Source organism: Allobosea minatitlanensis (genome assembly GCF_964020775.1).
Map to the genome: position 1 here is coordinate 1,241,039 of NZ_OZ224509.1, position 23,654 is coordinate 1,264,692.

Sequence of the window (23,654 nt, forward strand, 5' to 3'; positions counted from 1 at the left end):
CGAAAGGCGCTTCAGAAGGGCCGGCGCGAGGGTCGCCCGGCAGCTTCATCGCCGGCCAGGTCTCCGGATCACCGGACGAGCGGCGGCGGGGTGAACCGCCCGCCCAGCTCCTCCAGCATGGCGCCGACGGCGATGGCGGTGCGGTCCTCGCCGAAGGGCGCGATGATCTGGACGCCGAGCGGCAGGCCCGCGGCGGAGCGGGTCACCGGCGCGCACAGCGCCGGCAGGTCGGCGCCGGTCGCGGGCGCGGCCCAGAGCAGGAAGTCGAGATAGGGCCGCTCCTCGCCGTTCACGATCAGCCGGCGGGCATGGATGTCCGGGCCGTGGTCGTGCGGGATCGCGGCGACCGGGGCGGGCGGGCAGAGCACCACGTCGTAGCGCGTGAAGAAGCGGGCCCATTGCCGCTTCTGGGCGAGCCGGCGCTGGGCGAGCTGGTGGTAGAAGCCCGGCGTCATCCGGGCGCCGCGGGCCTGCAGGGCCTGATGCGAAAGGTCGTTCGGGCTGAAGCGGGCCGCCTGCGCCTGGATGCGGGCGCGGATCTTCGGCGGCAGGCCGTAGGCGACGACGGCGTGGTTCAAGAGCGCATAGACCTCGAAGGCCTCGGCGAAGCCGACCGAGGGCCGGGCGCCGTCCTCGACGACGGCGCCGGCGCCGGCCAGGCGCCGGGCCGCCTCGCGCACCGCCTCCGCGACCTCGCGATCGACCGGGGCGAAGGGGTCGTCGGCCCAGAGCGCGACGCGCAATCCCTCGGCATTTTTGCGGCGCGGCTCGGGCAAGGCCGGGGAGGGGCGCACCGCATCGCGCGGGCCGGCGATCACCGGCAGGATCAGCTCGAGATCCTCGGCCGCGCGGGCGATCGGGCCGGCGACCATCAGGTCGACATTGCGCGCCGTGCGGCGCTCGGGCGGCGGCGGGATCGCGCCCCAGGTCGAGACCAGGCCCCAGCTCGTCTTCAGCCCGAAGACGCCGCAGGCATGGGACGGCCAGCGGATCGAGGAGCCGAGGTCGGAGCCGAGCTCGAAGGCGCTCATCCCGGTCGCGACGGCGACCGCCGCGCCGCCGGAGGAGCCGCCGGGCGAGCGGGCCTCGTCCCAGGGATTGCTGGTCACGCCATGGGCGGGGTTGTAGCTCTGGAAATCGCCGGAGAAGACCGGGACGTTGGTCTTGCCGAGGATGACGGCGCCGGCGGCGCGCAGCCGCGCGACGGCCGCGGCGTCCTCTGCGGGAACGCGCTCGCGATAGGCCGGCAGGCCGCCGGAGGAGGGCAGGCCGGCGACGTCGAAGGCGTCCTTGATGGTGATCGGCAGGCCTTCGAGCGGGCGTGCGGTGCCGTTGGCGATGCGCTCGTCGGCGGCCTTCGCCATGGCGCGGGCCGCGTCGCGATCCTGCGCGACGACGGCGTTGAGGCGGGGATTGAGCGCGTCGATGCGGGCGAGGCTCGCCTCCAGCAGAGCGGCGGCGCTGAAGCGGCGGGCCAGCAGCGCCGCGCGCAATGCGGTGGCCGAGGCGGTCAGGTCGATAGCGGCAGGCATGGCAACCTCAATTGGCGTCCGGTTCGGCATCGACGGCGCGGGCGAGATCGCGCCAGAGCACGATCAGCCGGTCGAGCTCGGACAGGTCCGCGGGCGCGAGCTGGCCCAGCGTCTTCGCGACGAAATCGCGCTGGATGGCGATGCCGGCCTCGGCGAGGCGGCGGCCTTCCGGGGTCAGATGCATGGCATAGGAGCGCCGGTCGCCGGCGATGGCGCGGCGCTCGACCAGCCCGGCCTGCACCAGCCGGTCGACCAGGCCGGAGACGTTGCCCTTGGTGACGTAGAGCCGCTCGGCCAGTTCGCTCTGGCTGATGCCTTCCTGCTCGGTCAGCGTCGAGAGCAGGTCGAATTGCGGGATCGAGAGCCCGATCGTGCGGATGCGCAGGGTGATCTGCGTCAGCATGCGCTGATGCAGCCGCATCACGCGGAACCAGACGCGGTCGGCCTCGGATGCGGCCTGCGGCGCGGGCTTCGGTGCTGGCAAAGGGCGTCCCCCCGGGGCGAATGACGGATCAGACCTAAACCATCTCGGCCGGGCAGGCGAGATCGTCATGCGTCGTAGCGTGAGCGGAAGGGCGCGCCGCCCGCCAGGCGCGGGCCGAAGGGCTGACTTCCCTTTCCGGGGAGGCGGTCGCTATCCTGCGCAAAACAGGTGACGCCCGGGAGAAACGACCATGCTCGGCCTGATGCAGGACTGGCCCCTGCTGCTTCATCGCATCATCGACCACGCCGCCATCCAGCACGGCACGCGCGAGGTCGTCACCCGCGCGGTCGAGGACGGGACGCTCAGGCGGCGCAGCTATCGCGAGATCCGCAGCCGCGCGCTCGGCGTCGCCAAGCGCCTCGAGCGGGAGGGAATCCGGCAGGGCGACCGCGTCGCCACCCTGGCCTGGAACAGCGACCGCCATCTCGAGCTCTGGTACGGCATCAGCGGCATCGGGGCGATCACCCATACGATCAATCCGCGGCTCTTCCCGGACCAGATCGCCTGGATCGCCAATCACGCCGAGGACCGGCTGGTCTTCCTCGACCTGACCTTCGTGCCGATGATCGAGGCGCTGCAGGAGAAGCTGCCCGGCGTCGCGCGCTATGTCGTGCTGACCGATGCCGCGCATATGCCGCAGACCAGCCTCAGACGCGCCGTCGCCTATGAGGAATGGCTGGCCGAGGCCGATGACGACTTCGCCTGGGCCGCCCTCGACGAGAACACCGCGGCGGGGCTGTGCTACACCTCGGGCACGACCGGCGGGCCGAAGGGCGTGCTCTACTCGCACCGCTCCAACGTGCTGCATGCGCTCGCCCTGGCGGCGCCCGACTACATGAACCTGTCCTCGCGCGATACGGTGATGCCGGTGGTGCCGCTGTTCCATGCCAATAGCTGGTCGCTGGCCTATTCGACGCCGATGACCGGGGCCAAGCTGGTGATGCCGGGCGCCAGGCTCGACGGCGCCTCGCTGCACGACCTGCTGGAGGGCGAGGGCGTGACCATGACCGCGGCGGTGCCGACGGTCTGGCTCGGCCTGCTGCAGCATCTGGAGGCGACCGGGGGCCGGCTCTCGACGCTGCAGCGCGTCGTCATTGGCGGCTCGGCCTGCCCGCGCGCCATGACCGAGACCTTCGAGCGCAAATACGGCGTCACCGTCGCCCATGCCTGGGGCATGACCGAGATGAGCCCGCTCGGCTCCTTCTGCTCGATGAAGCCGGTCTATGAGCGGCTCTCGGGCGACGCGCTCTACGACCTCAAGGTCAAGCAGGGGCACCCGCCCTTTACGGTGGAGTTCCGGCTCACCGACGACGAGGGCCGCGACCTGCCCTGGGACGGCAGGACCTTCGGCCGGCTCAAGGTGCGCGGCCCCGCGGTCGCCGGCGCCTATTACCGGCGCGACGAGAACATCCTGGACGATCGGGGCTTCTTCGACACCGGCGACGTCGCGACCATCGACCCGGCCGGCTACATGCAGGTCACCGACCGCTCGAAGGACGTGATCAAGTCCGGCGGCGAGTGGATCTCCTCGATCGACCTGGAGAACCTCGCCATCGGCCATCCCGACGTGGCGGAGGCGGCGGTGATCGGCGTCGCCCATCCGAAATGGGACGAGCGGCCGCTGCTGGTGATCGTGCCGAAGGAGGGCCGCGCGCCCGGCAAGGACGAGCTGCTCGCCTTCATGACCGGCAAGATCGCGAAATGGTGGCTGCCGGACGACGTCGTGCTGGTCGAGGCGATCCCGCATACCGCGACGGGGAAGATCCAGAAGACGGCCCTGCGCGAGATGTTCAAGGATTATCGCCTGCCGGGCTGAGGTTTTGGGCAGGCCGTTCGGAACGGACGGCGCGTTTCGCGGGCTGAAGCCGGGAACGGCGCCTTTCGGCGCCGTTAGGGAGTGTGGCGGGGGGAGAGGTGCCGGGGCGCCTTTCGCCTCAGAACTCCTCCCATCCGGTGTCGATGGCGCGCCCGTTGGCGACCTTGCGCGGGGCGGGGGCGGCCCTGGACTGGACGAAGGCCGCCTCGGCGAGCTGGCGCAGCCGCTCGGGCTCGGAGCCGTCCGCGGCCTCGGCCGGCGCGGGGGCCGGAGCGGCCTGGCTCGCGCCGCGCGCCGTCCGGGCCGGGCGCGCCGCCGGGAGCGGCTGCGGAGGCTGCGCCGCCGGCGCCTCGCGGCCGGTGCGGAAGGCGGCGACGAGCGCGTTGAGCTGGCCGATGCGGCCCGACAGCGCATGCGCCGAGGCCGCGCTCTGCTCGGCCAGCGCCGCGTTCTGCTGGGTCATCTCGTCGAGATGCGCCACCGCCTGGCTCATCTCGTCGATGCCGTTGGCCTGCTCGCCCGAGGCCGCCGAGATGTCGGCGATGGTGGCGGCGACCTTCTGCGAGGCCTCCAGGATATGCGCGAGCTGGTCGCCGGCCTGGCGCACCAGCCGGACCCCGGCCCCGACCTCGGCATTGGAGGAGGAGATCAGCCCGGAGATGTCCTTGGCCGCCTCGCCCGAGCGCTGGGCGAGCGTGCGCACCTCGGAGGCGACGACGGCGAAGCCCTTGCCGGCCTCGCCGGCGCGCGCCGCCTCGACCGCGGCGTTGAGGGCGAGCAGGTTGGTCTGGAAGGCGATGTCGTCGATGACCCGGATGATGTCGGAGATCTTCTGCGAGGCGGCCTCGATACGGGCCATGGCCTCGACGGCCTGGCCGGCGATGGCGCCCCCGCTCTGCGCCGCCTCCATCGCCTGGGTGGCGATCCGGGCGGCCTCCTTCGAGGCCTGGGCCGAGGCCTTGACGGACGCCGCCAGCTCCTCGGTGGTCGCCGCCGTCTCCTCCAGCGAGGAGGCCTGCTCCTCTGTCCGCTTCGACAGGTCGTCCGCCCCGGTGTTGATCTCCCGCGCCGCCACCCCGACATCCGACGACGTCGCCTGGATCGTCGCCATCGTCGAAGAGAGACGGTCAACCGTCTCGTTGAAGTCGTGGCGCAGCTTCTCATAGGCCTCGGGCATCTGCGCCAGGATGCGATGGGTCAGGTCGCCTTGGCTCAGAGCGGCGAGCCCGGCGGCAAGCTCCCGCACGATCCGCTCCAGCTCCTCCGCCTGCTCCTGCTGGCGCCGCGCCGCGGCCTGGCGCTGCTCCTCGGTCTGGCGCCGGGTCTCGTCGATCAGGCCGGCCCTGGCGCTGGCATCCGCCTCCAGCCGGGCCTTGTCGCGGGAGGCCTGGCGCAGCACGTCGATGGCCTCGGCCATCGCGCCGAACTCGCTGCCGCTGCCGAAGGCGGGAACCGGGCTTTCGAGGTCCCCTTCCGTGATGCGCCGCAGCGCGGCGCCGAGGCCGCCGAGCGGCCGCATCATCCGGCGCACCAGCACGAAGAGCAGCAGCGCCGCGACGATCCCGATCACGACGCCGGCCATGATGTTGCGGTCGATCATCTGGCCGATGACGTTCAGGAACTCGTCCTGGCGGATGCCGACATAGAGGATGCCGACGACCTTGCCGTCCGATTTCTGGACGATCGGCTCGTAGATCGTGAAATAGGGCACGCCGAGGATGTCGGCCTCGCCCGAATAAGTCTGCTTCCGCTTGAAGACGGCGTCATGGGCCGGGCCCTGCGCCAGCTTCGTCCCGACGGCGCGCGAGCCGTCGGGCTTCTGGACGTTGGTGGCGACCCGGGTGTCGCCCATGAACACCGTCGCGGTGCCGCCGGAGAGGCGCTTGACCTTGTCGACGACGGCGAAGTCGCCGTTGACGGCCTGCTGGCCGAAGAACAGCCTGTCGCCGTCGAGGCGCGGCTCGCCCTGCGCGTAGAGCAGGTCGTGCAGCAGGTTCATGTTCACCGTCAGATTGGCCTGCGCGCGCTCGCGCATCGCGCTGTCGGCGGCGCGCAGCGACACCAGCACCGAGGCGGCCACGGCGAAGCCGACGATCAGCACGGCGGCGAGCGCCAGACGCGTCGCGATCGGAAGACGCGAGAGAAAGCCCTTCATGATTCCCCCATTCCTCAAGGTTTCCCGCGAGGCAAAGCCGTTCGTCGTTTCGTCGGAAGCAAAGAGCCCGAGGCGGTTTCGATGTTGTTCTTCTGTCGATGAGGCCTCGAGCGCGGCATGGATGGTCGCGATCGTCCGCGATCTTCGATAAGAATGTCTAAATTCCGGAAAGGAACAGAGATCACGCCATGATGCCCTTGCGTCATCACGGCGCGCGGGGCGGATGGCCGGCGGGTGCGGCGGCCGAACCGGCCTTGCTTTCCGCGCCGCTTGCGGCACCCTAGCGCCATGCATCGCCGTCTGGTCTTCGAGGATCCGGTCTCGCGCGCCGCCGTCTGGAGCCGCCGGCTGGCCTGGTTCGCGCTCGTGGTGCTGCTGCTCTCGCTGCTCCTGGTCAGGCTGCGCGAGCCCAGCATCGAGGGGCTGGCGCCCGTCGCCGGCGCCTATGTCTTCGTGCTGCTCGCGCTCGGTCTCGCGCTGGTCGCCTTCGTCCGCATCTGGCGGGAGGGGCATCGCGGCGTCGGCATGGCGGCGGGGGCGCTGCTGCTCTGCCTGGTCCTGCTGGCTCCGGCCGGCTATGTCGGCTTCCTGCTGGCGACGCGGCCGGCGCTCGCCGACATCTCGACCGATATCGACGATCCGCCGGCCTTCAGCCGCTCGATGGCGGCGCTGACGGCGCGGGCCGGGCGGATTCCGCCCGATGTCGCGCCGGCGCGGCGGCGCCTGCAGCGGCAGGCCTATCCCAAGATCGCGCCGATCGTCCTCGAGGAGCCGGCCGAGGCCGCCTTCGCGCTGGCGCGCAAGGCCGTGACGGCCCTCGGCTGGCAGGTGGTGGATGTGGCGCGCCCCGGCGGACGCAGCGGGGCGGGGCGGATCGACGCGGTGGCGCGGGGGCGCCTCCTGCGCTTCTCGGAGGACATCACCATCCGGGTGAAGCCGCGCGTCGACGGCAGCCGCATCGACATCCGTTCAGCCTCGCGCCTCGGCAGCCACGATCTCGGCGCCAATGCCCGGCGGATCGCCGCCTTCGCCGAGGAGATCGACCTGCTGCAGGAGCGCTAGGAAGTGTGGACTCTTGGGATTCCCAAGACTGATGAGGCGTGATTCAAGGCTGTCTTTTGGAGGCAGCCATGGGCGTTCTGGACCGTCTGATTCTTCGGGACGATCAGTGGGAGCGGATGTCGGTCCACATCATCGGCGACGAGCGGACGCGCGGCTCGTCTGGCCGCGACAATCGCATGTTCGTCGAGGCGGTGTTGTGGATCGTGCGAACCGGCTCGCCTTGGCGCGATCTACCCGAGGCGTTCGGTGACTGGAACAGCGTCTTCCGCCGCTTCAGCCGCTGGAGCCATAAGGGCGTCTGGTGGCGCATCTTCGCGGCGATGTCGGACGATCCGGACTTCGAATACCTGATCGTCGACTCCACCATCATCCGCGCCCATCAACACGCCTCGGGCGCAAAAAAGGGGCTGAAGATCAGGCTCTTGGCCGCTCCCGTGGCGGCCTGAGCACCAAAATCCACATGGCCGTGCGCGGTCTCGGCTGTCCGGTCCGCTTCGCACTCACGGCCGGCCAGAAGGGAGATGCCCCACAGGCCGATGCCCTGATCGAAGGCTTGCCTGCCGCAGTCATCATGGCCGATGCCGCCTATGACAGCGACCGCCTGCGTCAGGCCATCGCCCGCAAGGGAGCCGTGGCCGTGATCCCCAACAACCCGTCGCGTGCCCGCAGGTACCCGATCGACAAGCACCTCTACGCCCAACGCCACCTGATCGAGTGCTGTTTCTCTAAACTCAAACAGTTCCGCCGCGTCGCCACCCGGTTCGAGAAAACTGCCAGACACTACCTCGCCGTCGTCACCCTCGCCGCAACCGTCCTATGGCTCAAATAACTGTCCACGAAACCTAGGGCATCGGACCGAAAAGTGGAATCCACTTTTCGGAAAAATCCGATGCGCCAGCAATGAGATAGATCACCGTTACCGCGTCCGGAAGGACGCGCGATGATCTAGGATACCGGCCTGAAGCCCGTAGCCAGCCCGATACTTCAACCCCTCGCTTTGCATCGCTCCGAAACGCGCGCCGCTCTTCGGGCCGGCGCTCCGGCCGGGCGGCCCGTCAGGCGCGGCGGTAGCGGCTCGACAGGGCCGGAATCGCGTCGCTGGCGGCGACCAGGCCGCGATCCACCAGATCCTCGAGCTGGGCGAGGACCGAGAGCGCGGCGGCGCCGTGCAGCGCCGGAGCGAGGCCCTGATAGATCGCGGGGACCATGGCCGCGATCGTCTCGTCGCCGGCGCCGAGGCGGTTGAGCACCGCGGCCTCGCGCTGCCGGCGGTGCTGGACGAGCCCGCGCAGGAAGCGTTGCGGATCGGCGACCGGGCCGCCATGGCCGGGCCGGTAGAGCCTGTGCTCGAGGCCGCGCAGCTTCTCGATCGAGGCCATATAGGCCGCCATCGAGCCGTCCGGCGGGGCGACGATCGAGGTCGACCAGGCCATGACGTGATCGCCGGAGAACAGGGTTTCCTCCTCCGCCAGCGCGTAGGCGAGGTGGTTGGCGGTGTGGCCGGGCGTCTCGACCGCGGTCAGGCTCCAGCCCGGCCCAGACACGGCGTCGCCCTCCCGCATCTGCCAGTCCGGCGCGAAGTCGCTGTCGGCGGCGGCGTCCAGCACCCGGCCTTCGCCGGGGCCGAGCTCGCGCGAGGGGCGGTGCGGCCCGCAGCCGACGACGGAGGCGCCGGTCGCGGCCCGCAGGGCCGGCACGGCGGGCGAGTGGTCGCGATGGGTGTGGGTGACGACGATATGGCTCACCGTCTCGCCGGCGACCGCGGCGAGCAGGCGCGCGACATGGCCGGGATCGTCCGGGCCCGGGTCGATGATCGCGACCGTGCCGCGGCCCACGATATAGCTGCAGGTGCCGGTGAAGGTCATCGGCCCGCCATTGCCGGCGATGATGCGGCGCACCAGCGGGGAGAGCTCGGCGACCTCGCCCGCCGGCGTGGTCTGGCTTCGGTCGAATGCGATATCGTCGTCCATGGTCCGATCCTGCACCGGCGCGGCGGCGGCGTCAGCCCCCGGACTCCCCCGGCCGGCCCGCCAGTTTCCGCACGGCCCGCCCGCTTGTGGCGCTTTGCCGCATTTTCTATAGACGGGGAAGCGGTCGCTCGGCGGCTTCTACGGACGAAATGCGGCCGCATGGCGCGGCCCGCCGCAAAACAGGACGATATCCATGGCCGACATGCTCCCTTTGCAGGCCTCGACCCTCGCCGGCGAAATCTTCCCGGCGGCGAAGCCCCGCTCCGCCCTCCTGCGCAATCTCGCCCTGGCCGTCGCCGGCAGCCTGCTGATGGTCGCGGCGGCGAAGATCAAGGTGCCGTTCTGGCCGGTGCCGATGACGCTGCAGACGCTCGCGGTGCTCGCCCTCGGCGCGGCCTATGGCGCACGGCTCGGCGCCGCGACCATGGCGCTCTACATCGCCTACGGGCTCGCCGGCCTGCCGGTCTTCACCAATACGCCGCCGGTCGCGGCCGGACCGCTCTATCTCGCCGGGCCGACGGGCGGCTTCCTGCTCGGCTTCGTGGCCGCGGCCGCGATCGCCGGCTGGGCCGCGGCGCGCGGCGCCTCCCTTCTGCGGATCGCCGGCGGCCTGCTGCTGGCGGATCTCGCGCTGATGACGCTGGGCTGCCTCTGGCTCGCCTTCGGCGCGCAGATGGCGGGCGGGGCCACCGGCGTCGGCTTCGCCAAGGCCTTCGCCTATGGCGTGCAGCCCTTCCTGCTCGGCGAGGCGCTCAAGACGGCGCTCGCGGCCTGCCTTGCCGGGGCGGGCTGGTCGCTGATCGGCCGGCGCGGCTGAGCGCGCTTCCTCTCCGAAGAAACGGACAAGGCCGGGGCGGCTGCCCCGGCCTTTTTATCGAGCCGGTCGCGATGTCGCCCGACTCACGATCGCGCGGCGCGATGGCCCGGGGCGCCTTCATTTGGCCGGTTCGCTGCCGCCGCAGCTCTTCGTGTCCGACAGGCCGAAGAGCGGGCCGAAATTGCCGCATTTGTCGCAGCCCGACAGGCCGAGGCCGAGCCCGAGGAGGACGGCGAGAAGGGTGATGCGCTTCATGGGGGTCGACCGCTCCGATTCATGCAGGGCGCGATCCTAGAGCATCGGACCGAAAAGTGGAATCCACTTTTCGGAAAATCCGATGCACTAACAATAAGATAGATCATCGTTACCGCGTCCGAAAGGACGCGCGATGATCTAGTGCATCGCCCCGGAAAATGGAGCAGGGTTTCGCGAGCAGGGCCTCGAAGCGGGGCGAGGCGCCGGTCAGAGGCCGCTTGCGAGCCAGCCGAGGATGCCGGCGGCCGATACCGCGAACAGGGCGATCGCGGCCTTCGCATCGCCGGGCCAATGGCGCATCATGCTGTGTCTCCTTGTCTGGAAGACGTCGCAATAGCCATGCCATTTAACGGAGCGGTGACGGCTGCGCGGAGAGGCTGCGGGGCGCCGCCATCCCGGAAACGCTCCGGCGATGGCCGATGCCGCGGCGCCAGCGAGCCGCGTCACGGTCCGGTCGCGAAGGAGAGTTCGACATCATGACATTGACCATCGGCATGGTCGCCCATGACCGCAAGAAGCCGGATCTGGCCGCCTGGGCGCAGGCGCATCTTTCCCTCATCGCCCGACACAAGGTGGTGGCGACGGCGACGACGGGCTCGGTGCTGCAGCGCGCCCTGCCGGATCTGCCGATCAAGCTGGTGAAGAGCGGCCCGCTCGGCGGCGACCAGCAGATCGGCGCGATGATCGCGCAGGGCGAGCTCGACGTGCTGCTGTTCTTCCCCGATCCGCTCGAGGCGCAGCCCCACGACGTCGATGTGAAGGCGCTGCTGCGGCTGGTGCTGGTCTACGATATCCCGGCCGCGTTCAGCCCGCGGACGGCGACCGAGCTGGCACGCTCCGGGCTGTTCGGGCGCTGAGGCGATCGCCTGCCCGCCGCCTCTCCTGGCGGAAGGCCGCCGCGCCCGCGCGACGGCCGAAACGACGGGCCAGAACGGCCGGCATGCCTGCCAGGCAAAGAAAAAGGCCCCGTGGGGCCGCTTTTCCAACGAACTGAAATATCTCGGGAAATTTTGGTCGGAGTGGCAGGATTTGAACTTCCCGCCGCCTTCTGAGCATGATTGATTTTGCTCGATTTTTCGACCTCAAGCCTTTACTTCTTGTACCTCGTTTTTGTACCGAGGCGCAAGACCGTGATTTTGATGGATGAGGCGGCGCATTATCGTCCCCCGAATCGTAAGCACCCCGTAAGCCGGTGCAAAGCCTGCTAAGCCGCCTGAAGCTCTGCCGCGAGACTGCCGAACATTGCCCGCGCAATTTGAAGCGCGGCGGGATCATCCCTCAACATTTGAAGGACAGCAGACTCGTACTGAAAGCGATTTTGCAGCCCGACCGCACGGGCTATGGCATCCAGAGCCTGCGTTTCTCGAATCGGACAGCGGGTGAGGATGCGAGTCCAATCACCGGTCGCTGCTGTGGCTGCTGGAGCGGGCGCCGCTGACTTCCGAGATCGTCTCGCGCTGGGCTCCGACCTTTGCGCAGGAGGCTCTCGCGCCTCTCCTTCAGCAGCGTGCGGCCACCCGGCTCGAAGTCGAGACCGTGGGAAACGAGCTGCAATCGCGCCTCGAAATCACCGTGCGCCTCTATGGGCGCGACGGCGCCCGCATCTTCGACGAGCGCTTCGCCGCCGTCTGGCAGCAAATCGGTTGAGGTCCATGGCTTTCTCGATCCCGACCCTGCGCGACCTGGTCGAACGGACGCGCCTGGCCTTCCGTGCGAATCTGCCCGGCTCCGACGCCTGGCTCTGGCCGAACAATGTCGGCCCGACGGCGAAGGTTCTGGCCGGCCTGACGCATGAGGTCTTCGGCTATGCCGACTGGATTGCGCGCCAGAAATTCGCGCTGACGGCCGATGGTGACAGCCTCGATCTGCATGGGGCTGAACTCGGCATGTCGCGGCGGCCTGCCGCTGCGGCTGCCGGCTCGGTCGCTGTCGTCTCGACGGCTGCGCTGGTGGTCGATGCCGGTGCGGTCCTGTCACGCTCCGACGGCTTCACCTATCGGGCGGCCAGCGGTGGTGTTCTGGCTGGCGCCGGCACGCTGTCGCTTCCGGTTATCGCGGAAGAGGCGGGCAAATCCGGGATCGCCCGGCCCGGTACGGTTCTTCTGGCGCTGTCCGGCTTCAGCGGCCCCGTCACCATCGCGGTCGGCGCAGAGGGTGTCGCCTCGGGTGCCGATGCGGAGGGCGACGAGGCGTTCCGCCAGCGCATCCTGTTCCGCAAGCGAAACCCGCCTCAGGGCGGGAGCGCTGCCGATTATGTGATCTGGGCCTCGGAAATCCCGGGCGTGACGCGCGTCTTCGTCGAGCGGCTCTTCAACGGCCCCGGCACGGTGCGGGTGTTTCCGCTCTTCGATGACGATTACGACGGCGGGATTGCTCCGCCGGCCCGCATCGTGGAAGTGGCAGAGTATCTCGACAGCCAACGGCCGGCCGGCGCGGCGCTGACCGTGGCGGCTCCTGCCGCGCGGGTGATCGATGTCGAGATCGCTGGATTGTCGCCCGGCGGCGTGGCCGTCGAAGAGGCGGTGAGACAGGAGCTGGCCTCGACCTTCCGGCGCCTGGGCCGCGTCACCGGCGCGGACGCTCCGAGCCCCTCGATGCCCTATCTTGCGACGGCGCAGGTCTTCTCGCGGTCATGGATCTGGCAATCCGCCGCGAATGCGGCGGGTGAGCAGAGCCATGTCGTCGTCGACCCGGCGAGCGACATCGCCGTCCCCATCGGATCGGTTCCGGTTCTCGGCTCGGTGACCTTCACATGACGCTGATCTGTCCATCGCCCGAGGAGATGACGGGGCAGGCCCTGGCGCTCCTGCCGCGCGGGCGCGCCTGGTCGACCCATGAAGTGGGTCCGCGGCCCGGAACGGTCCTGTTCGGCTTCTGGCGTTCTGTCGGCGAAATCTTCGCCTTCCTGACGGGCAGGCTCTGCGCGCTGCACCCGGAGTTCTTCTGCGATAGCCATGTCGAGACGCGCGACCTTTGGCTGGCCGAATACGGACTTCCGGACGAGTGCGACCCGTTCGGTGACCCCTGTGCGAAAATCAGGGCGCAGGGCGGCGCGCGCTGTGAGGATATTGCCGAACTGGCTGCCGCTGCCGGCTGGTCGATCCGCTGTATCGAGGATGTCTGTGCGAGCTTGCCCGGTGCGGGGTCCGCCGGTTGTTTCATGCCTGGGTCGGCCACGGCTGGAAGGCTGATCGTCGAGGTCGATCTCGATGCATCGCCGGCATGGACCGGGACGCTCCAGACGCAGCCGCAGGCCGGGGCGATCCTGGCCGGCGTGCCCTTGTCTTGCGGTCCCGATTTCTCGCGGCTGACCTGCCTGCTCGATCGCGTCCTGCACGCGCATCTGGCCCTTGAAGTCCGGATTTACGAGCCGCCGCGGCCGATCGTCACCGAGGCGGGCGAGTTCCTCGTCACCGAGCATGACGAAATCTTCATTGCCTAGGAGAGTTTCATGACCGACTTGCTCGGACCCGCCTCACTGCGCGCGGCGACGGTGCGTCCGTCCGATGCGCGCCTCATCGGCCCGGGGGACACCTGGTTCCTCGACTGTTCGTCGCCTTCGGCCGAGGACGGAACCGTCGTGCCGGCGGCCTGGCTCAATGCCATGATGGCGCAGCTGCGGCGTGCGATCCGCGGTCGCGGCGTCGCCGAGCTGACGCCGAGCGATCCGCTCTATGACGACATGCTGTTGAAGGCGATCGAGTCCGTCGCGGACGGCACCTTGCTCCTGGCCGAGACGCTGACGACGATGCCGATCTATCCCGATGTGCCCGGGGTCGGCGCGCTCTCGTTCACGGCTTCGACGGGACAGGTCGTTGTCGATCCTGGCCAGCAGATCGTCCTGCGCGGCGTGCTCAAGATCCTGACCGACAGCTATGCCGCGCCGGCCAGGACTTTCGGAACGTCGGCGAGCAAGACCTATCATCTGCGGTTCGACCGCACCAACGGCTTCCGCCTGATCGATGTCACCAACGCCGTCTACAACCCCATGGCGCTGGCCGAGACGGCGGCGAATTTCGACAGCACGTTCGACGATGTCCTGTTGGCGAAAGTGGTGACCAACGCGGCGAATTCGGTGACGGTGACCGCCCTGGCGAACAAGAACCGGCTGTCGGCCGTGGCCGCTCGCGCGGCCTCGGTGTTTCTTGGCGCGGGCTACGGTGCGGCTCAGACCGATACCTACACGTTCAACTTTGCGCGGCGCCCCCGGCTCCGGTTGGTCGGCTTCAACAACAACGTGACGCCCGATTTCAGGGATGGGCAGGAGATGGGCCTGATGGCCCAGAATGTCACGCGCTATTCGGCACAGGTCCAGAATTTCACATCCTCTCTCGATGCCGGCGGGAATTATGCCTTCCCGTACAGCTATGACGTGGAGGCGTGATCGATGGCCGATGAACGCGTTCGTATCGACGCGCTGCCGGCAGCGGTGGCGGTACTTGATCATGAGTTCCCGGCCATGCGCGCCGGGCAGACCGTCAAGCTGATCGTTTACGACCTTGTCGAAGCCCTCGGCATAGATGTTCTAGCCTCGGCGCTCAGCGCCAGGCTGGCGATCAGCGCAAACCTCGGCGATATCGGTGATGCCGACGCTGCTCTGACCAACCTTGGCGGCACTTCTGTCGGAATCTCGCTTTTCAAGTCCCCGGACGCGAATTCCGCAGCGGTTGCCCTTGGCCTGCTCGACTATCTCGTCCGACCGGGCGACCTTGTCATCGTTCACGGCGTGTCGGCGCGGTCCGGCACGCTCAAGGCTAACGGCGCAGCCGTCAGCCGCACGACCTACGCCGATCTCGATACGGCGATCTATTGCGGCGACGCGGCCAATCCTGTTGCCGAATGGGGTTATCGCTGCACAAACCCCGCGAATCCGACCGGATCGCGGTCGACGACGGGTACGCATATCGTGCTGCCCAACTATCGCGGCGAGTTCATCCGGGGTTGGGATGATGGGCGCGGCGTCGATAGTGGCCGTTCGCTCTGGGCCTCGCAGTCGCAGGCGATCCAGTCGCACACGCATGGCGTGACTGACCCCGGCCACGCGCATAACCACTATCAATCGCTGGGAACGGGTGGTGCGTCCCCTCCTGCTCCCGGTAGCGGGAGTGCCGGGGGGGCGTTGTCGGGCATGGTCTTGGCCGGATTTGCCGGAATTTCCATCCAGAGCACGGGCGGGACCGAAACCCGCCCGCGCAACCTCTCTCCGCTGATCTGCATCAAGTATTGAGGTCGACATGCGCGTCTATCAGACGAGGCCGGACGGCGTTTTCATCGGGTTCAACGAGGCCGATCCCAGCCCTCTCGAAGAGGGTGTCTGGCTGCTGCCGGCAGGCTGCGTGACCGTCGAGCCGCCGAGCTTCGGAGAGGGCTCGCAGGCCCGCTGGGACTGGGATGCCGAACGGTGGGTGGTCGAGCCGGCCGGCGTTCAGCCCGATCCGGAACCGGCCGAGCCGACGCTTGAAGCCTACCGTGCCGGGGTGCAGCTCAAGGTGGACAGGACCGCGCAGGAGCGCAACTACGAGAACGGCCTCTCCTGCGCTTCCTATACCGTCAGCACCAATGCCACCTGGGCGGCCGAGGCGCAGAACTTCGTCGCCTGGCGCGATGCGGTCTGGACCTATGCCTATGCCGAGCTGGCGAAGGTTGAGGCGGGTGAGCGCACGCAGCCCACCGTCACCGACTTCCTCGCCGAGCTTCCGACGATAGCCTGGCCCCAATAGCCAGGGCTTCGAGCGCCGCCTTCCAGCCCGCTCGCGCGGGCTTTTTGCTGTCTGGAGCCTTTCCATGTTCGCAGCCGTATTCATCCTGGCGCTCTGCGCCGGGCTCAACCGCGCGCGCGGTGACGATCGCTGGATGCCGTCCTGGCTGCCCGGCCGCGCGCTCTGGTATGTCGCGCTGGTGATCGGGCTCATCGCCTTGCTTTCGCAGCCGCCGCTCGCCGCTGCCGCCATCGCCCTGGCCTATCTGGTCTGGGGCGTTCCCGCCTGGGGCACAATCTACGATCTTGGCCGCCTGCCGGGTGCCAGCGGCGATCATCTGCGCTTCTTCGCGCGGATGCTGCTCGCCGTCCCGCTTCTGCTGGTCTTCGGCTGGTGCGGCGCCTTGCTGGGCGTCCTCTTCGCCGGCCTGTCGCTCGCTGCCTATGAGCTTGCCTGGCGCTGGCGCCCCGACAACCCGATCTGGCTGGCCGAGTGTGCGACGGGTGCGCTCTGGGGCGGCCTGATCCTGGCGCTCTGAAGTCCGCCATGGCGCGCCTCATCGCCACGGCCCTGCTGGCCGCGCTGCTCTCCGGCTGCGCCGGCGAAGCAGCCCTCATCCGCTGCGCGCTCGTGCAGCACGACATCAACCGCCGCTGCACCTGAGGCTCCCATGCGTCTCGTTCTCAACTGGCGGGCGGTGCTGCGGCACGCCTGGTCGGTCCGTCTCAACCTGCTGCTGGCGCTCGCCTCTGCAGCGGATTCCGCCATCAGCTATGCGGTCGATGGTCGCCTTTCCGCCAGCCTGCTCGTCGCTGCCGTCTCGCTCACGGCGAGCGGCCTGCGCATCGTCAAGCAGGAAGACGTCTCGGGTGACCAGCAATGAGCCGCGTGAAGAAAAGCGGCGCCATCGCGGCCCTGGTCATGACGACATTCGTCAGCGTCGAGGGGCTCAAGCTCTACGCCTATCCTGATCCGGCGACGAAGGGCTATCCATGGACCGCCTGCGTCGGCGAGACTCGGCTTTCGGACGGCTCGCCGATCCGCCCGGGGATGAGCTTCACGCTCGATCAGTGCAAGGCGATGCTGATCGCGCGGGCTGACGAGTTCGGGAACGCGATCGAGCGCTGTGTGCCTTCGCTGCTGGAGGCGCCTGGGCCGCGTTACGTCGCCCATCTCTCCCTCGCCTACAACATCGGCCCTGGCGCCTATTGCAAGTCGAGCGTCGCCCGCTTGCAGAACGCCGGCCACACGCGAGCGAGCTGCGACGCCTTCCTGAAGTGGAACAAGGCTGCCGGCATGGTGATGCGCGGCCTGACGCGCCGTCGCGAGCACGAGCGCGCAATGTGCCTGGAGGGCTTGTGATGCTCGCGACCTGGTTTGCCTCGAAGGCGGCCAAGCCGCTCCTCATCGCCGGCGCCTTCGCTCTGGTGCTGCTTCTCGCCGCCCTCGGCTTCTGGCGCGGCTTCGCCGTGATCGAGCGCCTGCAGGACAAGGCCGTCAAGGCCGCGATCGCGCTCCGCGATGCCGACTGGAAAGCCCAGATCGACGCCGCCAACGCCAAGGCTGCTTCCGCCCGCGAGGCGCAGGCCCTGAAGGCCGACGCCGCTTCGCGTGCGGCCTCGGCCGAAATCTCCCGCCTCTCCGACAGCCTTGCGAAAAAGGAAGCCCTCAATGCGGCTTTGCCGAATGCTGATGCTTGCGGCCTCGACCGCGATCGCGTCCGCCTGCTCAACGACGGACAATAAGCCGGTGGTTCGCGTCGAGTTCCTCAAGCCGGCGCTGCCGGCGGAGGCGCGGCAGCCCTGCGCCGATCCTGTCAACCTGCCGGACCGTAGCCTATCGGCTCGTGAGGTTGGCACCCATTGGGGCCGCGACCGCGCCAATCTGCGCATCTGCGAGCAGCGCCGCGCCTCCGCCGTCAATGCCTTGGAGGCTGCTCAATGATCGGTAGCGAGATCACCCTGCCGGTCGCGATCATCATCTCGCTCGCGACCATCCTGTCGACCATCGCCACGAGCTGGGGCGTCGTTCGCTTTCAGGCGTCCCAGCACGACAAGCGCATCGCGCGCCTCGAAGAGCGCTGCGAGGCTCTGGGGCGGGAGCTTTCCACCTTCGAGATCGAGGCGGCCCAGCGCTTCGTGACGGGCGAGGCCCTGATGCTGTTCAAGGGCGAGATCGTCGGCGCCATCAACCGCCTGGCGGAGCGCCTCGACCGGATCATTGACAGCCGATCGGGGGCAAACTGATGGATCGTCGACCGAAGTCCGTCCACCTGACGGAAGAAGAGCGGAACCGTCTGCGCGAGCTGCTGGGCTCTGGCATGAACCCGACACATGCTGCGCGACAGATGGGCTGCGACCCGCGCACGGCGCGGCGCGAGGCCAAGATCCTGAAGGCACGCGGCCTGGCGCCGGCGCCCGAGCCGGCCCCCGCCAGCCCGGAGCAAGCCCGAGCGGAGCGACTCGGAGCCGAGTTCTGGCGCCGCAAGGCGAAGACCGCCGAGCAGGCGCTGGCGAAATCCGAGCATCTCGCCGGCGAGCTGGCCGGCCTGCGCGGGCAGCCCTGGCAGATTCCGGATTGGCTGCTGGCGCCCCCGGCGCCGGGCGAGCGCGGTCGTTCGGTCATCGGCTGCCTGGTCACCGACATTCACATGGGCGAGGTGATCCAGCCGGACGAAATCCTCGGCGTGAATCGCTTCGACCCGGATGTCTGCCGAGCGCGGCTGCGGCGCTATTTCGAGGCGTCCTGCACGATCGGCCAGCGCTGGGCCTCCGACACCGATTGCGAGGGCGCGTTGCTCGTGCTCGGCGGCGACATGGTGTCGGGCTCGATCCATGACGAGCTGGCGGCGACCAATGCCCTGACCAGCCCCGAGCAGGTCGTGGCGGTTGTCGAGACCCTCGCCGCGGGCGTCAAGATGCTCGCGAGCACCTATGGCAAGGTCCACGTCGTTTCGGTGCCCGGCAATCACGGTCGGACCACGCCGAAGCCGACGGCGAAGCTCTATGCCCGCCTGTCCTACGACATGATGGTCGCGGCCATGCTGCAGGAGCGTTTCCGCTTCGACGAGCGGCTGACCTTCCAGCACGGCGACAGCAAGGATCAGATCGTCCCGATCTTCGGCCGCACGGCTTTCGTCACCCATGGTGACAAGATCGGCACGAAGGGCGGGATGGGCTTCGCTGGCCCCATGCTGCCGATCGTCCGTGGCACGAAGAAGGTCGAGGCCCAGCAGGCGCGCTTCGGTCGCCGTCCGGACCTGATCCTTCACGGCCACTATCACACCACCGGCAATGCCGGGGCCGTGCTCTCCAACGGTTCGGTGCCCGGCTACGGCGAATATGCCGACGATCTGCGGGCCGATCCGGAGCCGCCGCAGCAATGGCTGTTCCTGCTGCATTCGCGCTGGTGGCTGCGCGAGCGCACGCCGATCCAGCTTGAGCCACCAGGTCGGCCGCCAAAGCCGCGCGTGCGGGTTCCGGCCGGATGGGCCGAAGCCGACAGGGAGGCCGCATGACCATTCATCCCATCGGCCTCGTTGAGGGCCGCTCCTGCCAGCATTGCAGCCGTGGTTACGAGAACCACGAATACAACTGCACCGGCGGCTGCATGTCCGGCTTCCGCGTCCGGACGATCGGCTTTTGCGGCCCGGTCGGGTCCGGCAAGTCGGAGGCAGCCAAGCGCCTCGTCTCGCGCTGGCGCTTCAACCGCGTCCGCTTCGCCGCGCCGCTCAAGGCGATGATGGCGGCCCTCGGCCTCACGGCCGAGCAGCTCGACGGCGCCCTGAAGGAGGAGCCGACGCCGCTGCTTTGCGGGCGGACGCCTCGGCAGGCCATGCAGTGGCTCGGCACCGAATGGGGCCGCAACCTTATCGCCGATGATTTCTGGATCACGGCATGGCGGGCTGCGGTCGAGCGCACAGGCGGGTTTCACGTGCCCGGGCAGGGCTGGGATCGCCTGATCGTCGCCGACGATGTCCGCTTCGCCAATGAGGCCAAGGCGATCCGCGATCGAGGCGGCATTGTCGTCAGGATCGAGCGACCGGGCGCCGGCTCGACGAGCGGCGGCGGGCATTCGAGCGAGCGACCCGATTTCGTTCCGGATCGCATCATCCACAACCGCGGCGACCTGGCCGCCTTCCGCTCCGAGGTCGACGCGCTGGCGCTCTCGCTTCGGGCCGAATAGCGGCGGAGCTTCGGGGCGCGCGAACGCCCTTCCGCCGCGGGGTATGGTTTGGGGCCAGACCCGCGAAGCCTCAGTCTCACGAAAAGGCTATCCGCCGCGTGCCGCGCGAGCACGGGCCATCGGTAGCCGCATCGTGGATCCTTCACAATGGACTTTGACTACAGGCGGGTTGATCCCGTCTCTTCGCCGGCGGCGTATATCGGCGGCAAGAAGCAATTGGCTGGTCGCCTGGTCGAACTGATCGAGCGCGTCCAGCATGTGACCTATGCGGAGCCCTTCGTCGGCATGGGCGGGGTTTTCCTGAAGCGCCGCCTTGTGCCCAAGGTCGAGGTCATGAACGACCTCTCCGGGGATGTCGCGAACCTGTTCCGCATCTTGCAACGGCATTACGTGCCGCTGATGGACATGCTCCGGTTCCAGCTCACCGGTCGCCGGGAATTCGAGCGCCTGACTGCGGTCGACCCCTCGACGCTGACCGATCTGGAGCGGGCGAACCGGTTCCTCTACCTGCAACGCACGGCCTATGGCGGGAAGGTTGCCGGCCGGAACTTCGGTGTATCGCCAGGTATGCCGGGGCGCTTCGACGTGTCGAAGCTGGAGCCTATGCTGGCCGACCTCAATGAGCGGCTTTCCGGCGTCATCATCGAGAACCTGCCGTTCGATCGCTTCATCGAGCGCTACGACGGGGAGGGCGTGCTCTTCTATCTCGATCCGCCTTATTGGGGGTCGGAAGATGATTACGGGCGGGGGCTATTCGCTCCCGAGTCATTCGAGCGCCTCGCCAGCATATTAGGCGGGATCGCCGGCAGCTTCGTCCTCTCGCTGAACGATGCTCCTCCCGTTCGCGAGATCTTCGCGGCGTTTGTCATGGAGACGGTCGACCTCACTTACACGATCGGTGACGGCGTCAAGGCTGTTCAGGAGCTGATCATATCATCGCCGAACCTGCCGCTACGCCCGCTGCCGCAGGCCAGCCTGTTCGGAGCCTGACACGCCCCGCCGGTTCACGCCGGCGGGGATTTTTTTGTTTCAGTCGGCGGATTGTTCCGGCTCCGCATTGTTCGGGGGAGGAGCCGGCGGAAGTACTGGCAGGGGAGGGATGAACGGAATTGCCCCGGGCGCTCCGGCAAAGGCCACGGGTCCAGGCATCATCTGCATCTGTTGGAATTTGACCATCCTGCGCGCCAGATGATTTTCAATGATCTTGAAAGCGGTCGTGTTGGCGAGCGTGTGCATGTAGCAGTGATGGAGGGTTAGGACGATATCCTGAAGCATTTGATCGTCTTCGAGACGACTTACATTCAGCCCAGCTTCCAGGCATTTTTGGATTTGAATGTGGGTGTTATGAGCCCTGCCTTCGTTGTTGGCGAAAAGGGTTCCGATGCGAGAAATCCTGTCGGATTTTTCTGGCTCGGGGACGTCGGCCAACATATTTTCAGCAACGGTTGCCGTGATGAACTCATTGGAATCATCTACAGCCCGCTCGCACCGCTCCAAGAACGACGGGGTAATTTTCGAGAGTATGGGGTTCCAGAAGAGGGCCACGGCGGGGTTGGCCGTGATTTCAGCCTTCGCTCGCTTTACCTCTTCCAACAAGTTCGCTGCGGCTACAACGCCAAATTGAGGGTCGACGGGGCCAAGGCTTGATTGCTTGCCCATGATGATCTCTTTGCAAGAGCAGGCGATCATCGTACCGGCGGACATGGCAAGTTGAGGCACGATGGCCCGAATGTCGCGTCCGAACATGTTGCGAAGGTATTCGACAAGCGACACTGTCGCTTGTCCATCCCCGCCCGGAGTGTGAAGGATTAAGTCGAGCCCCTTGTCTCTGTCCATTTCATGGATGCAGAGCATGAACCCATTCTTGTCTTCGTCGTTGACCTCGGCACCTTCAGTGCGAGGTTTGCTTAAGAAGCCAGAATAATAAGCGACGACATTCCTGCCGGTGTGCTTGTTGAGCTTCTTGAGGTACTTGGCTCTTACTTTATCGAATGCCGATTCGTTCTGCGTAGCCTGTATAGTAGAGATTTCCCGCAGAATGCTGTCCCAGTTCGGCATTATTTCTGCCCTCGCCCCGAATCGGAGCTTCCGGCGTAGCATAGCCAACGATTGAAGGCACGATAGGCAAAGCGCCCGGAAGCGACATTTCTTCCATCTGTTGAGTTGGGGCTATGTGCCCGAGGCGGATAAGTTCTTCGAACATCGCTGTGACGGGCGTCTGACGATTCGGCATCTCTATCCCCTTTCAAGTTGGTATGAGGAGCAGGGGTTAACAAGTCAATAACGGTGCATGCCCTTGGCACGACCGCTGCCAGATGGCAATGCAGGTGCCTGCAAGGTGAACTGTGCACCATCACGACGGTTCCGAACAGGGGTCCCCTGCGGCGTTCTTGACTCCTTCTGTCGGGGATGTTTGTTCTCTTTTCGTTCGCGTTGGAGAACAGCCATGCCCCCTACCAGAAGGTTCCGTTTCGAAGTTGTCACCGAGCGTCCCGATGGGCGCCGCCAGCTCATTTCCCGGCATCATGCGCGCCGCCGCGCCGATCGCCGCCTGATCCGCTTGCCGCTCCTTCCGGGCCAGAGTGTCGAGATCCTCGATAACGGGATGCTCGTGCGCTACAGCCGCTGCCCGGGGCCGAACGACCTTCCCGAGATTCCGTTCTGAAGTCTGGCGCATGTCATCGCCAGAACCTTGGGAGCCTCCGACCGAGGCGACGATGCTGCGCGACTTTCCGTGGGTGGTGGTGCGGATGCGCTGCCATTTCTGCCGGCGCGGCGGCGATGTGCGCCTGGCCGTCTTCGCCGAAAAATATGGTGCCTACGCCACCCTCGGCCATCTCGTCATACAGTTCATCAAGGGCTGCGAATGGGCGCCCTGGAATCCGACCCGTCGGCCACAAAAGTACGGCATGAAGTGCGGCGGCTATTGCATGGACCTGCGCCGGCCTGATCCGCCTGACCTGCCCCCTGGCATGTCGGGCCTGCATCTGATCGAAGGCGGACTGAGCGAGAAGCTGCCCGCCTCGCCGCCGGAGGTCGAGCGGCGCAAGCGCGTCGGCGGCGACTGAAACTGTCGGTATTTCTGTCGGTCAAAGAAAAAGGCCCCGGAGGGCCATCTTCATAACTACTTGATTTATCTTGGGAAATTTTGGTCGGAGTGGCAGGATTTGAACCTGCGACCCCCTCGTCCCGAACGAGGTGCTCTACCAGGCTGAGCCACACTCCGATCAACTGGTGGCCGGCTTATAGCCAGCGTCGCGCCGGGGCGCAACAGGCTGTTTGCGTCTTTTGACGGAAATCTCGCGAAAGCTTTCGACGCAGCCTTCGGAAGGCTTCAAGGCTGTTGCGCATGGCGGCGGTGCGTTCTAGAACGCGCGGCGCATTGGGGCGTCGCCAAGCGGTAAGGCAGCGGTTTTTGGTACCGCCATGCGGAGGTTCGAAATCCTCCCGCCCCAGCCATCGGCTTCCGGTTTCACGGACGCGGCCGCCTTTTCCGATTTCCGCGACAAGGCAGGGATTTGGCGGACGGTTGCGCGCGCTCAGATGCGGCCTTGTCCGAGCGTTGGGGATTTCCGCGGCTTTCCGGCTCGGTCCGGGCCGGGGGGATCCTTTTCCAAAGGCTCTGCCGTGCGGTCTCCGCAACCTGGTTCGTTCCCCGACGATCCATCGGCGCCTTCAG

28 protein-coding genes and 2 tRNA genes are annotated in these 23,654 nt (G+C 67.6%); 23 read left to right on the top strand and 7 right to left on the bottom strand.

Annotated features, from left to right (window positions below; translation table 11 throughout):
• Positions 1-68 precede the first annotated feature (68 nt).
• Together ACWH43_RS05940 and ACWH43_RS05945 are read right to left on the bottom strand one after the other, a co-directional pair.
• A complete protein-coding gene (locus tag ACWH43_RS05940; protein WP_260349567.1) occupies positions 69-1,532 on the bottom strand; it encodes an amidase in 1,464 nt (487 codons plus the stop codon).
• 7 nt (positions 1,533-1,539) lie between these two features.
• Positions 1,540-1,953 (bottom strand): MarR family winged helix-turn-helix transcriptional regulator, encoded by a 414-nt coding sequence (locus ACWH43_RS05945; RefSeq protein WP_260349569.1) that lies wholly within the window; start codon positions 1,951-1,953, stop codon positions 1,540-1,542.
• A 253-nt stretch (positions 1,954-2,206) separates the two neighbouring features.
• On the opposite strand from ACWH43_RS05945, the gene ACWH43_RS05950 reads away from it, so the two are divergent.
• Positions 2,207-3,832, top strand: coding sequence for a long-chain-fatty-acid--CoA ligase (locus tag ACWH43_RS05950; protein WP_158445513.1), 1,626 nt, complete (start codon positions 2,207-2,209; stop codon positions 3,830-3,832).
• Between the two features lie 118 nt (positions 3,833-3,950).
• On the opposite strand, the gene ACWH43_RS05955 is transcribed toward ACWH43_RS05950, so the two are convergent.
• Positions 3,951-5,987, bottom strand: coding sequence for a methyl-accepting chemotaxis protein (locus ACWH43_RS05955; protein WP_448153421.1), 2,037 nt, complete (start codon positions 5,985-5,987; stop codon positions 3,951-3,953).
• 288 nt (positions 5,988-6,275) lie between these two features.
• On the opposite strand from ACWH43_RS05955, the gene ACWH43_RS05960 reads away from it, so the two are divergent.
• Entirely contained in the window at positions 6,276-7,049 is a 774-nt protein-coding gene (locus ACWH43_RS05960) for a DUF1499 domain-containing protein (protein ID WP_158446463.1), read from the top strand.
• 68 nt (positions 7,050-7,117) lie between these two features.
• A protein-coding gene (locus ACWH43_RS05965; protein ID WP_158444027.1) for an IS5 family transposase occupies positions 7,118-7,878 on the top strand; the annotation gives its coding sequence in 2 pieces (ribosomal slippage) (positions 7,118-7,445 and positions 7,445-7,878; 762 coding nt in all).
• A 226-nt stretch (positions 7,879-8,104) separates the two neighbouring features.
• Here the strand turns inward: ACWH43_RS05965 and ACWH43_RS05970 are convergent.
• A complete protein-coding gene (locus tag ACWH43_RS05970) occupies positions 8,105-9,019 on the bottom strand; it encodes an MBL fold metallo-hydrolase (protein ID WP_158446464.1) in 915 nt (304 codons plus the stop codon).
• A 193-nt stretch (positions 9,020-9,212) separates the two neighbouring features.
• On the opposite strand from ACWH43_RS05970, the gene ACWH43_RS05975 reads away from it, so the two are divergent.
• Positions 9,213-9,836, top strand: a complete 624-nt coding sequence (locus ACWH43_RS05975) for a biotin transporter BioY (protein WP_260347578.1) — start codon at positions 9,213-9,215, stop codon at positions 9,834-9,836.
• A 117-nt stretch (positions 9,837-9,953) separates the two neighbouring features.
• Here the strand turns inward: ACWH43_RS05975 and ACWH43_RS05980 are convergent, their stop codons facing one another.
• A complete protein-coding gene (locus ACWH43_RS05980) occupies positions 9,954-10,091 on the bottom strand; it encodes a hypothetical protein (RefSeq protein ID WP_260347579.1) in 138 nt (45 codons plus the stop codon).
• 476 nt (positions 10,092-10,567) lie between these two features.
• Between ACWH43_RS05980 and ACWH43_RS05985 the strand changes: the two genes are divergently transcribed.
• The 16 genes from ACWH43_RS05985 to ACWH43_RS06060 all read left to right on the top strand — a co-directional run bounded on the left by ACWH43_RS05985 (position 10,568) and on the right by ACWH43_RS06060 (position 20,965).
• Positions 10,568-10,948, top strand: a complete 381-nt coding sequence (locus tag ACWH43_RS05985) for a methylglyoxal synthase (RefSeq protein ID WP_158446465.1) — start codon at positions 10,568-10,570, stop codon at positions 10,946-10,948.
• Positions 10,949-11,507: 559 nt separating this feature from the next.
• A complete protein-coding gene (locus ACWH43_RS05990; protein ID WP_260347853.1) occupies positions 11,508-11,738 on the top strand; it encodes a phage GP46 family protein in 231 nt (76 codons plus the stop codon).
• Positions 11,739-11,743: 5 nt separating this feature from the next.
• On the top strand, positions 11,744-12,847 hold the full coding sequence (locus ACWH43_RS05995; protein ID WP_260347580.1) for a baseplate J/gp47 family protein: 1,104 nt from the start codon (positions 11,744-11,746) through the stop codon (positions 12,845-12,847).
• Positions 12,844-13,533 (top strand): hypothetical protein, encoded by a 690-nt coding sequence (locus tag ACWH43_RS06000; RefSeq protein WP_260347581.1) that lies wholly within the window; start codon positions 12,844-12,846, stop codon positions 13,531-13,533. Before ACWH43_RS05995 ends, ACWH43_RS06000 begins: the two co-directional genes overlap by 4 nt.
• A 9-nt stretch (positions 13,534-13,542) precedes the next feature.
• The gene (locus ACWH43_RS06005; protein WP_260347582.1) at positions 13,543-14,475 is read left to right on the top strand and encodes a hypothetical protein; all 933 of its coding nucleotides are present in this window, start codon (positions 13,543-13,545) and stop codon (positions 14,473-14,475) included.
• A 3-nt stretch (positions 14,476-14,478) separates the two neighbouring features.
• Entirely contained in the window at positions 14,479-15,318 is an 840-nt protein-coding gene (locus ACWH43_RS06010; RefSeq protein ID WP_260347583.1) for a hypothetical protein, read from the top strand.
• Positions 15,319-15,325: 7 nt separating this feature from the next.
• Entirely contained in the window at positions 15,326-15,811 is a 486-nt protein-coding gene (locus ACWH43_RS06015) for a hypothetical protein (RefSeq protein WP_260347584.1), read from the top strand.
• Between the two features lie 64 nt (positions 15,812-15,875).
• Positions 15,876-16,328, top strand: a complete 453-nt coding sequence (locus tag ACWH43_RS06020; protein ID WP_260347585.1) for a hypothetical protein — start codon at positions 15,876-15,878, stop codon at positions 16,326-16,328.
• Between the two features lie 132 nt (positions 16,329-16,460).
• A complete protein-coding gene (locus ACWH43_RS06025) occupies positions 16,461-16,673 on the top strand; it encodes a DUF7940 domain-containing protein (protein WP_260347586.1) in 213 nt (70 codons plus the stop codon).
• On the top strand, positions 16,670-17,152 hold the full coding sequence (locus ACWH43_RS06030) for a lysozyme (RefSeq protein WP_260347587.1): 483 nt from the start codon (positions 16,670-16,672) through the stop codon (positions 17,150-17,152). The genes ACWH43_RS06025 and ACWH43_RS06030 overlap by 4 nt, the downstream gene beginning before the upstream one ends.
• The gene (locus ACWH43_RS06035) at positions 17,152-17,535 is read left to right on the top strand and encodes a hypothetical protein (RefSeq protein ID WP_260347588.1); all 384 of its coding nucleotides are present in this window, start codon (positions 17,152-17,154) and stop codon (positions 17,533-17,535) included. Before ACWH43_RS06030 ends, ACWH43_RS06035 begins: the two co-directional genes overlap by 1 nt.
• A gap of 4 nt (positions 17,536-17,539) precedes the next feature.
• On the top strand, positions 17,540-17,734 hold the full coding sequence (locus ACWH43_RS06040; protein ID WP_311734758.1) for a hypothetical protein: 195 nt from the start codon (positions 17,540-17,542) through the stop codon (positions 17,732-17,734).
• On the top strand, positions 17,731-18,036 hold the full coding sequence (locus ACWH43_RS06045; protein ID WP_260347590.1) for a hypothetical protein: 306 nt from the start codon (positions 17,731-17,733) through the stop codon (positions 18,034-18,036). The genes ACWH43_RS06040 and ACWH43_RS06045 overlap by 4 nt, the downstream gene beginning before the upstream one ends.
• On the top strand, positions 18,036-19,307 hold the full coding sequence (locus ACWH43_RS06050) for a helix-turn-helix domain-containing protein (protein WP_260347591.1): 1,272 nt from the start codon (positions 18,036-18,038) through the stop codon (positions 19,305-19,307). The genes ACWH43_RS06045 and ACWH43_RS06050 overlap by 1 nt, the downstream gene beginning before the upstream one ends.
• Positions 19,304-19,975 carry a hypothetical protein gene (locus tag ACWH43_RS06055; RefSeq protein ID WP_260347592.1) on the top strand — a complete coding sequence of 224 codons (672 nt, stop codon included), beginning with the start codon at positions 19,304-19,306 and terminating at the stop codon, positions 19,973-19,975. Before ACWH43_RS06050 ends, ACWH43_RS06055 begins: the two co-directional genes overlap by 4 nt.
• 147 nt (positions 19,976-20,122) lie before the next feature.
• The gene (locus ACWH43_RS06060; protein ID WP_260347593.1) at positions 20,123-20,965 is read left to right on the top strand and encodes a DNA adenine methylase; all 843 of its coding nucleotides are present in this window, start codon (positions 20,123-20,125) and stop codon (positions 20,963-20,965) included.
• Between the two features lie 39 nt (positions 20,966-21,004).
• Here ACWH43_RS06060 and ACWH43_RS06065 read toward each other — a convergent pair whose 3' ends face one another.
• Positions 21,005-22,033: an SDH family Clp fold serine proteinase gene (locus ACWH43_RS06065; RefSeq protein ID WP_260347594.1), complete on the bottom strand. Its 1,029-nt coding sequence runs from the start codon at positions 22,031-22,033 to the stop codon at positions 21,005-21,007.
• A 388-nt stretch (positions 22,034-22,421) separates the two neighbouring features.
• Here ACWH43_RS06065 and ACWH43_RS06070 point away from each other — a divergent pair, with 388 nt between their 5' ends.
• Both ACWH43_RS06070 and ACWH43_RS06075 read left to right on the top strand, forming a co-directional pair.
• Positions 22,422-22,640 (top strand): hypothetical protein, encoded by a 219-nt coding sequence (locus ACWH43_RS06070; protein WP_260347595.1) that lies wholly within the window; start codon positions 22,422-22,424, stop codon positions 22,638-22,640.
• Between the two features lie 52 nt (positions 22,641-22,692).
• Entirely contained in the window at positions 22,693-23,043 is a 351-nt protein-coding gene (locus ACWH43_RS06075; RefSeq protein WP_260347596.1) for a hypothetical protein, read from the top strand.
• Between the two features lie 81 nt (positions 23,044-23,124).
• Here ACWH43_RS06075 and ACWH43_RS06080 read toward each other — a convergent pair.
• Positions 23,125-23,201 (bottom strand) — tRNA-Pro (locus tag ACWH43_RS06080).
• A gap of 157 nt (positions 23,202-23,358) precedes the next feature.
• Here ACWH43_RS06080 and ACWH43_RS06085 point away from each other — a divergent pair.
• Positions 23,359-23,434 (top strand) — tRNA-Gln (locus ACWH43_RS06085).
• The last annotated feature ends 220 nt before the right edge of the window (positions 23,435-23,654 follow it).

Excerpts from the sequence above, each read along its gene's own strand:
- ACWH43_RS06010 (WP_260347583.1), top strand. The coding sequence starts at position 14,479 with ATGGCCGATGAACGCGTTCGTATCGACGCGCTGCCGGCAGCGGTGGCG.
- ACWH43_RS05975 (WP_260347578.1), top strand. The coding sequence starts at position 9,213 with ATGGCCGACATGCTCCCTTTGCAGGCCTCGACCCTCGCCGGCGAAATC.
- ACWH43_RS05950 (WP_158445513.1), top strand. The coding sequence starts at position 2,207 with ATGCTCGGCCTGATGCAGGACTGGCCCCTGCTGCTTCATCGCATCATC.
- ACWH43_RS06070 (WP_260347595.1), top strand. The coding sequence starts at position 22,422 with ATGCCCCCTACCAGAAGGTTCCGTTTCGAAGTTGTCACCGAGCGTCCC.
- ACWH43_RS05995 (WP_260347580.1), top strand. The coding sequence starts at position 11,744 with ATGGCTTTCTCGATCCCGACCCTGCGCGACCTGGTCGAACGGACGCGC.
- ACWH43_RS06020 (WP_260347585.1), top strand. The coding sequence starts at position 15,876 with ATGTTCGCAGCCGTATTCATCCTGGCGCTCTGCGCCGGGCTCAACCGC.
- ACWH43_RS06030 (WP_260347587.1), top strand. The coding sequence starts at position 16,670 with ATGAGCCGCGTGAAGAAAAGCGGCGCCATCGCGGCCCTGGTCATGACG.
- ACWH43_RS06005 (WP_260347582.1), top strand. The coding sequence starts at position 13,543 with ATGACCGACTTGCTCGGACCCGCCTCACTGCGCGCGGCGACGGTGCGT.
- ACWH43_RS05945 (WP_260349569.1), bottom strand. The coding sequence starts at position 1,953 with ATGCGGCTGCATCAGCGCATGCTGACGCAGATCACCCTGCGCATCCGC.
- ACWH43_RS06035 (WP_260347588.1), top strand. The coding sequence starts at position 17,152 with ATGCTCGCGACCTGGTTTGCCTCGAAGGCGGCCAAGCCGCTCCTCATC.
- ACWH43_RS05985 (WP_158446465.1), top strand. The coding sequence starts at position 10,568 with ATGACATTGACCATCGGCATGGTCGCCCATGACCGCAAGAAGCCGGAT.
- ACWH43_RS06045 (WP_260347590.1), top strand. The coding sequence starts at position 17,731 with ATGATCGGTAGCGAGATCACCCTGCCGGTCGCGATCATCATCTCGCTC.
- ACWH43_RS06025 (WP_260347586.1), top strand. The coding sequence starts at position 16,461 with ATGCGTCTCGTTCTCAACTGGCGGGCGGTGCTGCGGCACGCCTGGTCG.
- ACWH43_RS05955 (WP_448153421.1), bottom strand. The coding sequence starts at position 5,987 with ATGAAGGGCTTTCTCTCGCGTCTTCCGATCGCGACGCGTCTGGCGCTC.
- ACWH43_RS06015 (WP_260347584.1), top strand. The coding sequence starts at position 15,326 with ATGCGCGTCTATCAGACGAGGCCGGACGGCGTTTTCATCGGGTTCAAC.
- ACWH43_RS06055 (WP_260347592.1), top strand. The coding sequence starts at position 19,304 with ATGACCATTCATCCCATCGGCCTCGTTGAGGGCCGCTCCTGCCAGCAT.
- ACWH43_RS06050 (WP_260347591.1), top strand. The coding sequence starts at position 18,036 with ATGGATCGTCGACCGAAGTCCGTCCACCTGACGGAAGAAGAGCGGAAC.
- ACWH43_RS05980 (WP_260347579.1), bottom strand. The coding sequence starts at position 10,091 with ATGAAGCGCATCACCCTTCTCGCCGTCCTCCTCGGGCTCGGCCTCGGC.
- ACWH43_RS06065 (WP_260347594.1), bottom strand. The coding sequence starts at position 22,033 with ATGCCGAACTGGGACAGCATTCTGCGGGAAATCTCTACTATACAGGCT.
- ACWH43_RS05960 (WP_158446463.1), top strand. The coding sequence starts at position 6,276 with ATGCATCGCCGTCTGGTCTTCGAGGATCCGGTCTCGCGCGCCGCCGTC.
- ACWH43_RS06000 (WP_260347581.1), top strand. The coding sequence starts at position 12,844 with ATGACGCTGATCTGTCCATCGCCCGAGGAGATGACGGGGCAGGCCCTG.
- ACWH43_RS05970 (WP_158446464.1), bottom strand. The coding sequence starts at position 9,019 with ATGGACGACGATATCGCATTCGACCGAAGCCAGACCACGCCGGCGGGC.
- ACWH43_RS05940 (WP_260349567.1), bottom strand. The coding sequence starts at position 1,532 with ATGCCTGCCGCTATCGACCTGACCGCCTCGGCCACCGCATTGCGCGCG.
- ACWH43_RS06075 (WP_260347596.1), top strand. The coding sequence starts at position 22,693 with ATGCTGCGCGACTTTCCGTGGGTGGTGGTGCGGATGCGCTGCCATTTC.
- ACWH43_RS06060 (WP_260347593.1), top strand. The coding sequence starts at position 20,123 with ATGGACTTTGACTACAGGCGGGTTGATCCCGTCTCTTCGCCGGCGGCG.